12 protein-coding genes and 1 pseudogene are annotated in these 14349 nt (G+C 59.7%); 8 read left to right on the forward strand and 5 right to left on the reverse strand.

The features are described 5' to 3' along the window. Positions 1–36 precede the first annotated feature (36 nt). The 5 genes from FFR93_RS21925 to FFR93_RS21945 all read right to left on the reverse strand — a co-directional run bounded on the left by FFR93_RS21925 (position 37) and on the right by FFR93_RS21945 (position 5335). Positions 37–879 (reverse strand): DeoR/GlpR family DNA-binding transcription regulator, encoded by an 843-nt coding sequence (locus FFR93_RS21925; RefSeq protein ID WP_064708257.1) that lies wholly within the window; start codon positions 877–879, stop codon positions 37–39. Between the two features lie 129 nt (positions 880–1008). After that, positions 1009–1956, reverse strand: coding sequence for a D-ribose ABC transporter substrate-binding protein (locus FFR93_RS21930; protein WP_138394746.1), 948 nt, complete (start codon positions 1954–1956; stop codon positions 1009–1011). A gap of 105 nt (positions 1957–2061) precedes the next feature. Then, positions 2062–3114 carry an ABC transporter permease gene (locus FFR93_RS21935; RefSeq protein WP_064708255.1) on the reverse strand — a complete coding sequence of 351 codons (1053 nt, stop codon included), beginning with the start codon at positions 3112–3114 and terminating at the stop codon, positions 2062–2064. A gap of 23 nt (positions 3115–3137) precedes the next feature. Continuing rightward, on the reverse strand, positions 3138–4682 hold the full coding sequence (locus FFR93_RS21940; protein ID WP_138394747.1) for a sugar ABC transporter ATP-binding protein: 1545 nt from the start codon (positions 4680–4682) through the stop codon (positions 3138–3140). Next, positions 4679–5335: a DUF2291 domain-containing protein gene (locus tag FFR93_RS21945; protein ID WP_138394748.1), complete on the reverse strand. Its 657-nt coding sequence runs from the start codon at positions 5333–5335 to the stop codon at positions 4679–4681. The genes FFR93_RS21940 and FFR93_RS21945 overlap by 4 nt, the downstream gene beginning before the upstream one ends. Before the next feature lie 790 nt (positions 5336–6125). Between FFR93_RS21945 and FFR93_RS21950 the strand changes: the two genes are divergently transcribed. The 8 genes and pseudogenes from FFR93_RS21950 to FFR93_RS21985 all read left to right on the forward strand — a co-directional run bounded on the left by FFR93_RS21950 (position 6126) and on the right by FFR93_RS21985 (position 13795). After that, positions 6126–7697 (forward strand): FGGY-family carbohydrate kinase, encoded by a 1572-nt coding sequence (locus FFR93_RS21950; RefSeq protein ID WP_138394749.1) that lies wholly within the window; start codon positions 6126–6128, stop codon positions 7695–7697. Between the two features lie 34 nt (positions 7698–7731). Beyond that, the gene (locus tag FFR93_RS21955; RefSeq protein WP_138394750.1) at positions 7732–9243 is read left to right on the forward strand and encodes a glycerol-3-phosphate dehydrogenase; all 1512 of its coding nucleotides are present in this window, start codon (positions 7732–7734) and stop codon (positions 9241–9243) included. A gap of 10 nt (positions 9244–9253) precedes the next feature. After that, the gene (locus FFR93_RS21960) at positions 9254–10186 is read left to right on the forward strand and encodes a TIM barrel protein (RefSeq protein ID WP_138394751.1); all 933 of its coding nucleotides are present in this window, start codon (positions 9254–9256) and stop codon (positions 10184–10186) included. Positions 10187–10250: 64 nt separating this feature from the next. Then, positions 10251–11186 carry a sugar-binding transcriptional regulator gene (locus FFR93_RS21965; protein WP_138394752.1) on the forward strand — a complete coding sequence of 312 codons (936 nt, stop codon included), beginning with the start codon at positions 10251–10253 and terminating at the stop codon, positions 11184–11186. A gap of 34 nt (positions 11187–11220) precedes the next feature. Continuing rightward, positions 11221–11319: pseudogene (locus tag FFR93_RS42075) on the forward strand (DeoR family transcriptional regulator); the annotation flags it as partial. Beyond that, positions 11316–12092, forward strand: a complete 777-nt coding sequence (locus FFR93_RS21975) for a triose-phosphate isomerase (RefSeq protein WP_138394753.1) — start codon at positions 11316–11318, stop codon at positions 12090–12092. The pseudogene FFR93_RS42075 and the gene FFR93_RS21975, both read left to right, overlap by 4 nt. A 17-nt stretch (positions 12093–12109) precedes the next feature. After that, positions 12110–12565, forward strand: coding sequence for an RpiB/LacA/LacB family sugar-phosphate isomerase (locus FFR93_RS21980; RefSeq protein ID WP_138394754.1), 456 nt, complete (start codon positions 12110–12112; stop codon positions 12563–12565). Positions 12566–12853: 288 nt separating this feature from the next. Next, on the forward strand, positions 12854–13795 hold the full coding sequence (locus FFR93_RS21985; protein WP_138394755.1) for a fructose bisphosphate aldolase: 942 nt from the start codon (positions 12854–12856) through the stop codon (positions 13793–13795). Positions 13796–14349 lie beyond the last annotated feature (554 nt).

The raw sequence follows: 14349 nt of genomic DNA on the forward strand, positions 1-14349 counted from the left end.
GCACATTCACCTTTCTATCGCCACCGGACAATCCGGTTACACGCGTCCGCTGCCGGTCCTGGCAACGACGACGTTGATATCTTTTGACCGCATGCGGTCGATCTGGACGGAAGGCGTCCTGTCGTCGACGATGACGACGTCGAATTCATCGAGTGCAGCGAAGCTATGGAGTGCGCGTCGGTCGAATTTAGTATGATCGGCAAGCAGGATCCGCTTGACGGAGCAGTCGAACATGGCGCGTTTGGTGTCGACGGTCTCGGGCGACTGGTGAAGCACGATTCCTTCATTGATGGCGGACATCGAAATGAAGAATACATCAGCCCTCAACGCCCTGATCTCATTGATCGTCATGCGGCCCATGAAGGCGTTACACCAGTTGTAATATTGCCCACCAAGCGCAAGCAGCGTAACATCGTGCATCCCGGTCAGCGCATTCATCAGCGTCAGCGAATTGGTAATGGCGGTGATCGGCACTTTTGACGAGAGATGCGGGGCCATCTGCAGGACGGTCGTAGAATCGTCGAAGAAGATTGCCTGTCCAGGTTCAACGAATTGCATGGCAGCCTCGGCGATCGCCTTTTTCTCTGCCGATTGCCGACTGGAGCGGTAGACGTCACTGGACTCGATCAGATTTGTGGCTGCCGCCGTGACAATGCCGCGTGTCTTCCTGAAGAGTCCGCGGCTGACGAGTTCATCCACGTCGCGATGGGCCGTCATCAGGCTGATACCAAAGCGGTCAGTCAGATCTTCTATGCGCATCGAGCCTTCGCTCATGACGGCCTCGGCAATCATCCGCCGCCGCGCAACCTGGCGCGTCTGGCGGCTGTCGCTGGTCAGCTGATCCAACAGTTCATCGCCCTGATTAATCTTCTGTGTCACGGGTCACCCTTGTCGCTGAATTCTGCCCCAGCTTCGTATAGTGATTGCCATGCCAAGGCAAAGAAGGCGAAAGCGATCTTGTCGGTCCGAAGTGCGGGAGGGCGTCCTGCGGGCGCCCTCCGTCATCAATTACTGTTCCAGCACGAAGGGGCCGGTGTACTTGTCTACATTGTCCTTGGTGATCAGCAAGCAATCGAAGAGCTGCTTCTCACTTTTGGCACCCGTGCTGCCGTTCTTGATGACGCTGTCGGCCTGCTTGACGGCTTCCGCCGAGAAGACTGCAACAGGTTGCAGGACAGTATATTGCAGTTCGCCTGCCTTGATTGCGGCAACCGCGTCCGGAGAGCCGTCGAAGCCGCCGACCTTGACGTTGGCAAGCTTGCCAGCTTCCTTGAGTGCCGCGATGGCGCCGAGCGCCATTTCGTCATTGCCGGAGATCACTCCGGTAATGTCGGGATTGGCCTGGAGCATGGACTGCATCTTGTTGTGACCCTGGGTGCGGTCCCAGTTGGCGACTTCCTTTGCGACCTTCTGGAGATCGGGATACTGGGTCAAAACTGTCTCGTAGCCATTGGAGCGCGTGGCGGCATTATTGTCCGAGGGTGCGCCGAAGAGTTCGGCATACTTGCCCTTGTCGCCGACCGCTTCGACCCACTGTTGCGCGCCGAGCGCGGCACCCTGCGCATTGTTCGAGACGAGCTGCGCCCTGGCAAGGCCTTCCTGGTTGATCTCGGCGTTGACGAGAATGACAGGGATGCCGGCGGCAACGGCCTTCTTCACCGCGCCGATGGAACCGTCGGCGTTGGCCGGATCGAGAATGATGGCGACCGACTTGTTGGTGATGGCGGTGTCGATCAGATTGCTTTCGGTATTCGTGTCGCCCTTGTGCGCGCTGACCGAAGCGGTGTAGCCGAGTTTTTCGGCGGTTGCCTTTGCAACATTGCCTTCGGTCAGCCAGTAGGGGTTGGATGGGTCGTTGACGATGATCGTCATCTGCCCCGCTGCCCAGGCTGAAGTTACGAGAATTGGCGCGACGGCGGCGGCCGCCAGAAGGATGCGCATGCCTTTTTTAAACATAGTCTCTCTCCCATTGTGAGTTCAGGTACTGCCGAAAGCCGGCGGTGCTTTCCACGACTGCAACGGGTTCTTCCGTTGCCGTCGCGGAGAAGTGCTGCTGCGGCATCAGGACGATTTCGTCCGACGCCCGTATTGGATGCTGTTCATCAGGACTGCGAGGACAATAACGGCGCCGGTAAAGACGGTCTGCCAATAGGCCGACACACCGATGATGACGAGACCGTCGGAGAGGAAGCCAATTACGAAGGCGCCGAGCATCGTACCGCGCACAGTTCCGCGCCCGCCGGTCAAGGCGGCGCCCCCGATGACGACGGCTGCGATTGCAGTCAGTTCGTAGGTCGTGCCTGCCGTCGGACCGGCCGAGGTCAGCTGCGACGACAGGACCAGGCCGGCAATTGCAGCGCATACGCCCGAAAGCACGTAGACGATGATCTTCACTCGCTTGACCGGTACGCCCGATAGATCGGCCGCCCGTTCATTGCCGCCGGAGGCATACAGCCAGCGGCCAAACGCGGTGCGGCTGAGAACGATGCCGCAGATGATCGCAAGCACCGCAAGCACGATCACGCCAATCGGAATGCCGGCAAGACGGTTAAAGCCAAGCCAGTCGAAGCCGGTATTGCCGAGTTCGGGGCGACCACCGAGATTGTTGTAGGTCAGGCCGTTGGTCATCAGGAGCGCGATACCGCGGGCGACATAGAGCACACCAAGCGACGCGACGAAGGCCGGGACCTTCAGGTAGGCGACCAGCACGCCATTGACCGCGCCCACGACGGCGCCGAGAATGCAGGTAATGACCACCACGGCCCAGACAGGCGGATAGAGGATGACGCCAAACGAACTCAGCGTCACGCCTTGCATGAGGAAGCCGGCAATGCATCCTGCAAGCCCGAGCGTCGACCCCACCGAAAGATCGATGCCGCCGTTCAGGATCACCAACAACATCCCGATCGCCAGGATGCCGAAGATGGCAACATGCGAGGCCATAGTCAGGAAGTTGCTCAGGCTGAAATAATAAGGAGACAGGAACGAGAAGACCGCGATGATGACGATCAGCGCAAAGAAGGCGCGGCCCTCCAGGATCAACCGCACGAGGTTCGTGTTGCGCTTCTGCCCATGTGACACTGACTTCTTTTCGGTGATGTTCGTGACTGACATGATCAGTGCTCCATATGTCCTGGCTAGTGCGCGACCACGGCTTCGCCCGAGGCGGCCATGATCTTTTCCTTGGTGACGTCAGCGCCGAATTCAGCCGAGATCCGGCCGCGATGCATGACGATGATGCGATGCGCGATGCTCAGGCATTCGTTTACCTCTGAAGTCGAGTAGACGACTGCAAGGCCCTGTCGGGCCCGTTCGGCCAGCAGCTTGAAGACTTCCGCCTTGGCGCCGACGTCGATGCCGCGGCTCGGCTCGTCGAGAAGGATGACTTTCGGGTCAGTCGCCAGCATCTTGCCGATGACTACTTTCTGCTGATTGCCGCCAGACAGCGAGCCAATGGCGGCTTCTCCTCCATCGGTCTTGACTCTGACTTTGCGAATGGAGGCATCGACAAGTTCGCGTTCACGACGGCCTGATGTGAACAGCCCCTTTGTAAAGGCGCCGATGCTGGCGAGTGACAGGTTGGAGCCGACCGTCATTGTCTGCACGAGTCCGTCGCGTTGGCGGTCCTCAGGCACCAGCACGAGGCCGCCTGCAATGCGTCCGGCGATGCTCAAATGTGCGATATCCTGGCCCTCAAGCCGAATCGTTCCGCTGCTTGGGCGCAATCGTCCAGCCACGCATTCCAGGAGTTCGGTGCGCCCGGCCCCCATCAGGCCGTAGATGCAGACGACCTCACCTGCGCGCACCTCGAGCGACAGACGGTCGACCGAATTGAAGGCCGACCCGGAGGGGCCAGGAACAGTCAGATGGTCGATCGATAGCACGGGCTTGCCGATTTCGTAACCGTCGGGCGGACTGCCGAGGTCGAAATTGTCGCCTACCATGTTGCGCACTATCCATTCGAGATCGATGTCCTTGCGTTGCGCGTAGGCCGTCATGATGCCATCGCGCAAGACGACAGCGTGGTCAGTGATCTGCAGCGCTTCTTCAAGGTGATGTGAGATGTAGACGATCGATACGCCACGATCGGTCAGATCTTGGATGACCTTGAACAGCACCTCTACTTCTGCGGCGCTGAGTGCCGAGGTCGGCTCATCCATGATCAGGATCCGCGAATTGACGGAAAGTGCTCTTGCGATTTCGACGATCTGCTGCTGGCCGAGGCGCAGGTCCTCCACCTTGGTCAGAGGATCGATCTCCTCTTCGAGTTCTTCCATCAAAATGCGCGTCTGGCGCTCTTCTTCCGCGAAGTCGACCACGCCGCCCTTGATGATCTCGCGGCCCATGAAGATGTTGTCGCGCACGCTGAGATTGGGCGCGAGACTGAGTTCCTGGTGAATGATCGAGATGCCGCATTCGCGGGCATGGGTCGAAGAGTTGAAGCTGATCGGGTTGCCGTCGAGAATGATCTCGCCGGACGTCGGCTGAACGACCCCGGAAAGGATCTTCATCAGCGTCGATTTGCCCGCCCCATTCTCACCGAACAGGGTGGTGATCTGGCCGCGGTGAATATCAAAATTCACACCCTTTAGAGCATGCACGCTGCCATAGGATTTGGCGACATTGCGGGCGGCCAGGACGACCTCGCCGGGGACCCCGGATGTGGAGCTCAGCTCGCTCATTTGACGTCGACCTTGACTGGCGTTACGAGCCAGTTTTTCGGGTTGATGAGTTTGAAGACGCCGACGACAGTTGCCGTCTTGCCTTCAAGCTGGTCCGGATCAAGACCCGCGAATACGGCCTTCTTCATCTCGCTATTGATGGCCGAGCCGGCATCCTGATACTGAATCTGGTTAGTGAACTGACCAAATTCGATCGTACCAGTAGCATCGCGGAGGTCCGTGCCGTTGACCGCAGGGCCGGTCTGGACACGGACCACCGTCTCGGGGGGCATGCCGTCGATCTTCATTTCGCTGGTATTGGATTTGCGCGCGCCGAACGTGCCGGTCAGAGTGACTGCTATGACCGGGCCGGTGCTTGTCGCGACGCCGTACTTCTCTCCGGCCGCCTTCTTGTCAGCCGCGATCGCTGCTGCCAGATCGATTGCGGCAGTCGCGCGCTTTTCGATATCCGCCTTGATCTTCGGAAACTGCTCAGCGCCGAAGGTCTCCGGCGAGAAGGCCTGCTGCCTTATATCGCTTTCCGAGCCGATCCTGACGACTTTGGTGTCGAGGGCGATCGCGCCGACGACGACGAATGCCGCTGCGGCACCGAGAATGATTTTCAGGCTGCCTTTCCCGGATGCCGATGCTGTTGGGGCGGTTTGTGCACTCATGACTGACGACCTCTGCGGCTCATCGGTTTATCTCGAAGGAGGGAAAGCTGCGGAAGAGGCTCCGGTGGCGGCATCGAGGACGACCCGTCGTCTCAAGCCTCGCAGGGAAATGCCGAAATCGGCCGGGCATCGAAAGCGCGACGACGACAAACAAGCACATCCGAACCTCCTCTTACCGGAACGGCGTCAGTCTCCTCCAATCGCCGGACCGTGATTGCAGCCGGATCAACCAGCCGCGTGATAGATAAATGGTATTTACGCCAAAAATCATGTTATCAATTTCGGTATCTGTCAACTGGGATTTCGTACTTGGGGCGGCCCATGCGTCACGTGGCAGGTCTGGACGGAGGAGATCAAGGGAGGTTCATCACAGGAGAGAGCGTCATGCAGCGGGTGATTTTTTCACCGAGCCGCTGATGAAACACGTTGAAAATAAAGCTGAAATTCAGTCACACCTGTCGGCCGACGCAGGTTGTGCCGTTCATCGGTGCGGGTAGGGCGGGCGTTGAGCAGCCTGATCACGACAGCCATTTTATATGAAAAAAAATTCAGCTTCAGAAAAATCTTACTAGCAAAACGATATCTTTGTGTTATCTATCAATGGGATGTTTTGCGAAGGAGTGAGGACTCGGTCGGTACATCGCCAGGCTGGAGTGCCGACGTTTCTTGCCGCTCTGAGGTTGATCATATGCGCCCGTTGTCGCCCGTGGCGAGCTGGAGGATAGGAACATGACGTCGACCTGCGACCTCGCCCCTCGCGACGCTCGAACATGCCGGTGGGTAATCTGAGATGCAGTCCGGTCAAGAACTCATCATTGGCATCGATGCCGGCACATCGGTCATCAAGGCGGTCGCCTTCGATCTGACCGGCCGTCAGATTGCGGCCGCCTCCGTTCGAAACAAATATGTGAGCGGCGCTGATGGCTCGGCCACGCAATCGCTTGGCCAGACCTGGAAAGATTGCATCGCAGCCCTTCGTGGCCTCGGAGATAAAGTCGAGGATCTTGCAGGACGCACCGCCGCCATTTCCGTGACGGGGCAGGGGGACGGAACGTGGCTCGTCGGTTCCAGCAACCGGCCGGTCGCCGATGCCTGGCTGTGGCTCGATGCACGCGCTGCCCCGACCGTCGTTTCACTTGCCGGCGGACAGGCGAACCGGGCTCGTTTCGAAGAAACCGGCACCGGTCTCAATACTTGCCAGCAAGGCGCCCAGCTCGCCCACATGGACCGGGTGATGCCGGAGCTTCTCGACCTGGCGGAGACGGCGCTGCACTGCAAGGATTGGCTCTATCTCAACTTCACCGGTGTCAGGGCGACCGACCCGTCGGAGGCAAGCTTCACATTCGGCAATTTCCGCACGCGCCGCTATTCGCCTGTTGCCATCGATGCGCTTGGCCTGACGCATCGCCGCGCACTGCTCCCCGACGTCCTCGACGGATCTGAGATAACCCATCCGCTAAGCTCGGAGGCGGCAAATGCCTGCGGGCTTCTTGCCGGCACGCCCGTCAGCCTCGGTTATGTGGACATGGTGATGACGGCGCTCGGCGCAGGTGTGCGAAGCAGTGGTCGCAATGCGGCTTGCTCGACGATCGGCTCGACCGGCGTGCATCTACGCGCCAAACCTGTCGCCGATGTTCATCTCAACCGAGAGGGCACCGGCTATGTCATCGCCCTGCCGATCCCCGGCACAGTGACGCAGGTGCAAACCAATATGGGCTCGACGATCAATATCGACTGGCTGCTGGATATGGCTGGCTATCTGATGGCGGAGGCCGGAAAGCCTGCCAGTCATGCGGACCTTGTCGCGAGGATCGACCGCTGGTTCTTCGAAAGCCAGCCCGGCGCCGTGCTCTACCATCCCTATATTTCGGAGGCCGGAGAGCGCGGCCCCTTCGTCAACGCGCAGGCGCGTGCGGGCTTCTCCGGTCTGTCGGTGCGCCACGGATTTCCCGACCTGGTCCGTGCTGTCGTCGAAGGCCTGGCGCTTGCCACTCGTGACTGCTACGCCGCAATGGGCGACGTGCCGCAAGAGTTGCGCGTCACCGGCGGCGCCGTTCGCTCCAGTGCGCTGCGCCGCTCGCTCAGCGCCTCCGTCAATGCGCCGATTCGTCTGTCTCGCCGCGAAGAGACGGGAGCAGCCGGTGCCGCCATGATGGCAGCCGTTGCGATCGGCGCCTATCCGACCATGGACGACTGCATCGCCGAATGGGTGACGCCACTCCTCGGTGAAGCCGAGCAGCCGGTCGCGGCCGAGGCGGCGCGCTTCGATCTCCTGTTTTCCGCCTATGCCGATATCCGAAAGGCAATGCCCGCCGCCTGGCAGACATTGGCCACAGCCGCGGCAATGCCGCCAGTCACTTAGATCGTCGATGCAGCAGCATCCGAGGGAGGATGACATGACCCAACCCGAAATCCTCGACCTTTTCGTCATCGGCGGCGGCATCAACGGTGCTGGAATCGCCCGTGATGCGGCTGGCCGCGGCCTGAAGGTGGCGCTCTGCGAGAAGGACGACCTGGCGCAGGGCACGTCATCGCGCTCGGGCAAACTCGTCCATGGCGGACTTCGCTATCTGGAATATTACGAGTTTCGTCTCGTGCGCGAGGCGCTGATCGAACGCGAGGTGCTGCTCAATGCCGCCCCGCATATCATCTGGCCGATGCGTTTCGTCCTACCGCACAGCCCCGAAGATCGCCCGGCCTGGCTCGTCAGGCTTGGTCTCTTCCTCTATGACCATCTTGGCGGTCGTAAGAAGCTGCCCGGCACGCGCACGCTCAATCTGTTGCGCGATCCCGAGGGAACGCCAATTCTCGATCAGTTCACCCGTGGATTCGAATATTCCGATTGCTGGGTGGACGATGCCCGTCTCGTCACGTTGAACGCGGTCGGCGCCGCCGAGCAGGGAGCGCTGGTGCTTACCCGCTCGCCGGCGGTCTCGGCGCGCCGCGAAAATGGTCACTGGACGATCACAACGAAGAGTACCAGTAGCGGCGAGGTGCGGACCTTCCGCGCCAAATGTCTCGTCAATTGCGCTGGCCCTTGGGTTACCGACATCATCAACCGTGTTGCCGGCTCCAATTCCAGCCGCAATGTCCGGCTCGTCAAGGGCAGCCACATCATCGTCCCGAAATTCTGGTCGGGTGCCAACGCCTATCTGGTTCAAAACCACGACAAGCGCGTGATCTTCATCAATCCCTACGAGGGCGACAAGGCGTTGATCGGTACGACGGATATCGCCTATGAAGGCCGGGCCGAGGACGCCGCGGCCGACGAGTCGGAGATCGACTATCTCCTGAAGGCGGTCAACCGCTACTTCAAGGAGAAGCTTCGCCGCTCCGACGTGCTGCACAGTTTTTCCGGTGTCCGCCCGCTCTTCGACGACGGCAAGGGCAATCCGTCGGCCGTCACACGAGACTATGTGTTCGACCTGGACGAGACGGGTGGAGCGCCGCTCCTCAATGTTTTCGGCGGAAAGATCACCACCTTCCGCGAACTTGCCGAGCGCGGTCTGCAGCGCCTTCGGCATATCTTTCCGGAAATGGGCGGCGATTGGACACAGAAGGCGCCGCTTCCGGGCGGTGACATGCCCAATGCCGATTACGAAACCTTCGCCAACGGTCTAAGGGACAGCTATCCGTGGATGCCGCGGAAGCTAGTTCATCATTATGGCCGCCTCTACGGTACGCGCACCAGGCAGTTGGTGGCGGGCGCGTCAGATCTGCAGGGGCTTGGCCGCCATTTCGGCGGGCACCTCTATGAGGCTGAGGCGCGGTATCTCGCTGCCGCCGAATGGGCCGAAACCGCCGAGGACATCCTCTATCGCCGGACCAAGCACTACCTGCACCTGAGCGAGGCGGAACAGGCGGCCTTTGCCGATTGGTTTGCCTCATCCCGCCTTGCCGCTGCCTGAGGATCTGCCGATGCCGCTGACGCTCTCGCTCAACACCAATCCCCTGGTGAACCGCTTTGCCGAGCCCGACGACCTGATCGAGACGGTCGCAAGGAAGCTGCGCATCCGCGATCTGCAATTAACGCATGAATTCGTCAATCCGAGCTGGCCAGCACCGGTGATCCGCCGCCTGACCCGGCAGATGGAGGCGTCGCTTCAGCGCACCGGCGTGCGGGTCACCTCGGGAATGACCGGCCCGTATGGCCGCCTCAATCATTTCGGCCATCCCGACCGTGACGTGCGCCGGTACTATATCGACTGGTTCAAGACTTTTGCCGACATTACCGCCGATCTCGGCGGCCGTTCCGTCGGCACTCAGTTTGCGATCTTCACCTATAGGGATTTCGATGACGCCGGTCGCCGCGAGGAACTGATCAAAATCGCCATCGATTGCTGGTGTGAGGTCGCCGAGCACGCGAAGGCTGCCGGACTGTCTTTTATCTTCTGGGAGCCGATGAGCATCGGGCGCGAATTCGGTGAGACGATCGAGGCCTGCATCGCGCTGCAGACACGCCTGTCGGCGGCTGACATGGCCGTGCCGATGTGGATGATGGCCGATATTGACCATGGGGATGTCACCTCCGCCAATCCCTGCGACTATGATCCTTATGCCTGGGCGCGGGCCGTGCCGAAGCTGTCGCCCATCATCCACATCAAGCAGAGCCTGATGGATAAGGGTGGCCATCGACCGTTCACAGCTGCCTTCAACGCCAAAGGCAGGATCCAGCCCGCGCCGCTTCTGGAGGCCTTTGCGGCAGGCGGTGCCGACGACAACGAGATCTGTCTCGAACTCTCTTTCAAGGAGCGCGAACCGAACGATCGCGAAGTGATCGCGCAGATCGCCGAAAGCGTCGCCTTCTGGGCGCCGCATATCGACACGGGTGCGGCGGACTTGAAGATATGACGGCGCGATCTACAAAGGCCAGCTGAATCCAGTGAATCACTTGGTAACAATCGGAGGAGCGGCGATGACGGATGCCGATGAAACGCTTGCCGTGCGGGCCGCCTGGCTCCATTATGCTGGCGGGCTCACTCAGTCGGACGTTGCCCGTCGTCTCGGCATACCATCGGTCAAGGCCCACAGGCTGATAGCGCGCGCCGTCGCCGACGGCGTGGTGAAGGTGACGATCGACGGCGATATTGTCGAATGCGTCGAACTCGAGACACGGCTCGCCGAGCGGTTCGGGTTGCAATATTGCGAAGTGGCACCGGATCTTGGCGAAGAGGGTCTGCCTCTTCGCGCGCTGGGTCATGCTGGTGCGGGTTATCTGAAACGGGAAATCGAGCACGGCGACCACGCGGTCATCGGGCTGGGCCATGGCAGGACGCTTTCGGCTGCCGTTCAATATATGCCGCGGATGAGCGCCAAAAAGACTCAGTTCGTTTCCCTTCTCGGTGGTCTCACGCGGAACTACGGCGCCAATCCCTATGACGTTATGCACCGCATAGCCGAAAAGACGGGCACGCAGGCCTATGTGATGCCGGTTCCATTCTTTGCCAACACGGCCGACGATCTGCAGGTGCTTCGAGCTCAGCGCGGTGTCAAGGAGGTCTTCGACCTCGCCAATGCCGCGGACCTGAAGCTTGTCGGCTTGGGAACAGTGGACGCGGAGGCGCAGCTCGTGCTTTCCGGCATGGTCGAACCGGCGGAAATCGAGGATATTGCATCGGCCGGCGGCGTGGGCGAGATCCTAGGTCATTTCTTCGACGCCAACGGTCAGGTCCTCGACACGGCGCTCACGGCCCGCACGCTCTCAGCATCCTTCCCCCAAACCGCGAAAGAGCGCCTCGTGGCCCTTGCAGGTGGGCTGGGCAAGGTGCCGGCGATCAGGGCGATCCTGCGAAGCAGAAGGTTGCATGGGCTGATCACTGACGAACGAACTGCGCAAGCGCTACTCAGTTGAACCTGGCGGATCGTTTTCTCCCTTGCAACACGGCGCCATTATCACCGACAGCGCGCCTGAGGCAGCTGTCATCAACGAATTCGAGCAGCCGGGCATCAAGCTCACCATCGCTCCGACACAGGAACAGGCATGACCAAGACACGGCAATTCTGGATCGGCACAAGCTGGAAGATGAACAAGACGCTCGCAGAAGCCGAGCAATTCGCCAAGGCCCTCGCGGTTGCTGATGAAGGGCGCGATTCTCGCATCCAGCGCTTCATCATTCCACCTTTCACTGCTGTACGGGAGGTCAAGCGCCTGCTGGCGGAAACTTCCGTCAAGGTTGGCGCGCAGAATATGCACTGGGCCGATCGCGGCGCATGGACCGGCGAGGTGTCGCCCCTAATGCTGAAGGATTGCAGTCTCGACATGGTCGAACTCGGCCACTCGGAGCGGCGTGGGTTCTTCAATGAGACTGACGAGACGGTCGGGCTGAAGACGGAAGCTGCCGTCCGCCATGGGCTGATCCCGCTCATCTGCATCGGCGAGACACTTGCCGATCGTGAGAGCGGCAGGGCGGCCGAGGTACTCGCAGCTCAGGTTCGCGGGGCGTTTGCAAAGCTTGCCGACGAGCAGAAAACGGCCGACATCCTTCTCGCCTACGAGCCCGTTTGGGCAATCGGCGATAAGGGAATCCCTGCGACGGCAGACTATGCCGACGCACGCCAGGCTGAGATCATTGCGGTCGCCGAAGCGATATTAGGGCGCAAAATACCTTGCCTCTATGGCGGGTCGGTCAATCCGCAAAATTGCGAGGAAATGATTTCGTGCCCTCATGTCGACGGGCTCTTCATCGGCCGTTCTGCATGGAACGTCGAGGGCTACCTCGATATCCTTGCAAAATGCGCCGCCAAACTTCCCGCCTAATCCCAAGGAGAAAGACAATGAAACTTGCAATTGCTGGAGACAGCGCCGGCGAAGGCCTCGCAAAGATATTGGCCGATCACCTCAAGGATCGTTTCGACGTCGAAGAAGTGTCCCGCATCAATGACGGCCTCGATCCTTTCTACGCAAATCTCTCGGAGCGCGTCGCATCGGGAGTGATCGATGGTAGCTATGACAAGGCAATCCTAGTCTGCGGCACCGGCATCGGCGTCTGCATCTCGGCCAACAAGGTCCCCGGCATCCGGGCGGCCCTGACGCACGACACTTATTCTGCCGAACGGGCAGCGCTCTCCAACAATGCCCAGATCATCACGATGGGTGCGCGCGTCATCGGGCCTGAGCTTGCCAAGTCTATTGCCGATGCCTTTCTCGCCCAGACCTTCGACGAGAACGGCCGCTCCGCCGGCAATGTCACTGCAATCAACGAACTCGACGCAAAATACAGTGCGCGCTGAGGAAGGTCCTTTCTGCAGGTCCTGGAATAACCTCGATCCTGCGGCCTCGGCCTGCCGCCACCAGTGAGCGGACGGCCGAGAAACACCGATCGATGCAATACAAGGATCGCGGGCAACGCGTCCTGCGGGGATGGTCAAGATATCATCCTGCCGCGCAGGATCAATACCGAGCGCAGGTCGGGCAAGTCTTGAGCCTCTTGCACCGAGCCAGATTTACGTCATTCTGCTTTAAATCTGGTCGAGCAAGTCGCAGATGCGGCGGCATATGACGGCACATGAGGGAAGAAAATGGCACCCAATCAGAAAATGATGTCACAGATGATCGACAAGGACGGGTTCATCGCTGCGCTCGATCAAAGCGGAGGCTCTACTCCGGCTGCGTTGCGTCTCTACGGCATCTCCGATTCCGACTATAATGGCGAAGACGACATGTTCCGCCTGATGCACAAGATGCGCGTGCGTATCATGACTGCGTCCTCTTTTTCGGGAAGCAAGGTGATCGGCGCAATCCTCTTTGAAAAGACCATGGATGGCGATGTCGGCGGGAGGCCGGTCCCTGACTTTCTTTGGGAAGAGCGCAGTGTCGTGCCTTTCCTGAAAATCGACAAGGGTCTGGCGGCCGAAGAAGATGGTGTCCAAGTGATGAAGCCCATGCCCGACCTCGACAGCCTCCTGGCACGCGCTGTGAAGAAGGGGATTTTCGGGACCAAGATGCGGTCGGTGATCGCGCATGCAGATAGGTCTGGCGTCGCTGCTGTCGTCAAGCAGCAGTTTGAGATCGCGCGGCGGATTCTCGACTACGGTCTCGTGCCAATTGTCGAGCCGGAGGTTCTCATCAAGAGTCCCACGAAGCAGGAGGCTGAGACGATCTTGCGCGATGAAATCGCCGATGAGCTCGACAGATATACCTCGGGCGAGAAAGTCATGATCAAGCTTTCTCTTCCGACCGTGGCTAATTTCTACAAACCGTTGATCGACCATAAATCGGTCGCCCGCGTCGTGGCTCTGTCGGGCGGCTATAGCTGCGCCGATGCTTGCGAGAAGCTCAGTCATAACGACGGCATGATCGCGAGCTTCTCCCGCGCGCTGGCGGAGGATCTTCGGGTAACCATGAGCGATGCGGAATTTGATGCAGGCCTCTCAAGAGCGGTAGAGCAGATCTATAATGCCAGTGTGTTCAAGACAGCTGCAACTGCCTCGGGACAGAAGTTGGAAGCGACAGACAACTGACAAAGAACTCTCCGGAGCAAAGCTGCGGAAATTCGTGCGCGCCGATGAGGTAGAACATCTCGCATTAATCGGTTGCACTTGCGCGGACTTTGGGAGAGTTCACGATTGAAGGTGAGCCGCGGCGCATTGTGAGCTTCAGTTCACCGAAAGCATCGAGCGCGCCTTCAACTGTAGCAGAGCATGTCTCGTAAGCTTGACTGCCGGACGGGCTTTCGACCTCACTTTGAGCACATCCCGAGTTTGAAAACGCGGTAGGGCTATTTCGTGGTGGTTGCAACGATCGCCGCGCTTTGCTCTTCCTTTTCCACCGATTCAAAAAGCCGGCTGGATGAAAGCTGCAGTGCGATCGCGAGGTGGCGCTCACTGTCTACTTGCGCGAAAATATGCTAGCCTCTTCTGCAATCCAGGGACGATTGATCGTTGCCCATGATGCAAGCACCAGTAGGAGCGGCGATGGAGAGTGATGTGAAGCAGCGGCAGGACCCGGCTCGAGCGCCGGCCACCGTTGCGTTCATAGATATTGCAGGATTCAGCGCCATCGCGGACGTGTATGG

This window comes from Rhizobium sp. MHM7A, from assembly GCF_005862215.1.
GTDB classification, from domain to species: domain Bacteria; phylum Pseudomonadota; class Alphaproteobacteria; order Rhizobiales; family Rhizobiaceae; genus Rhizobium; species Rhizobium bangladeshense.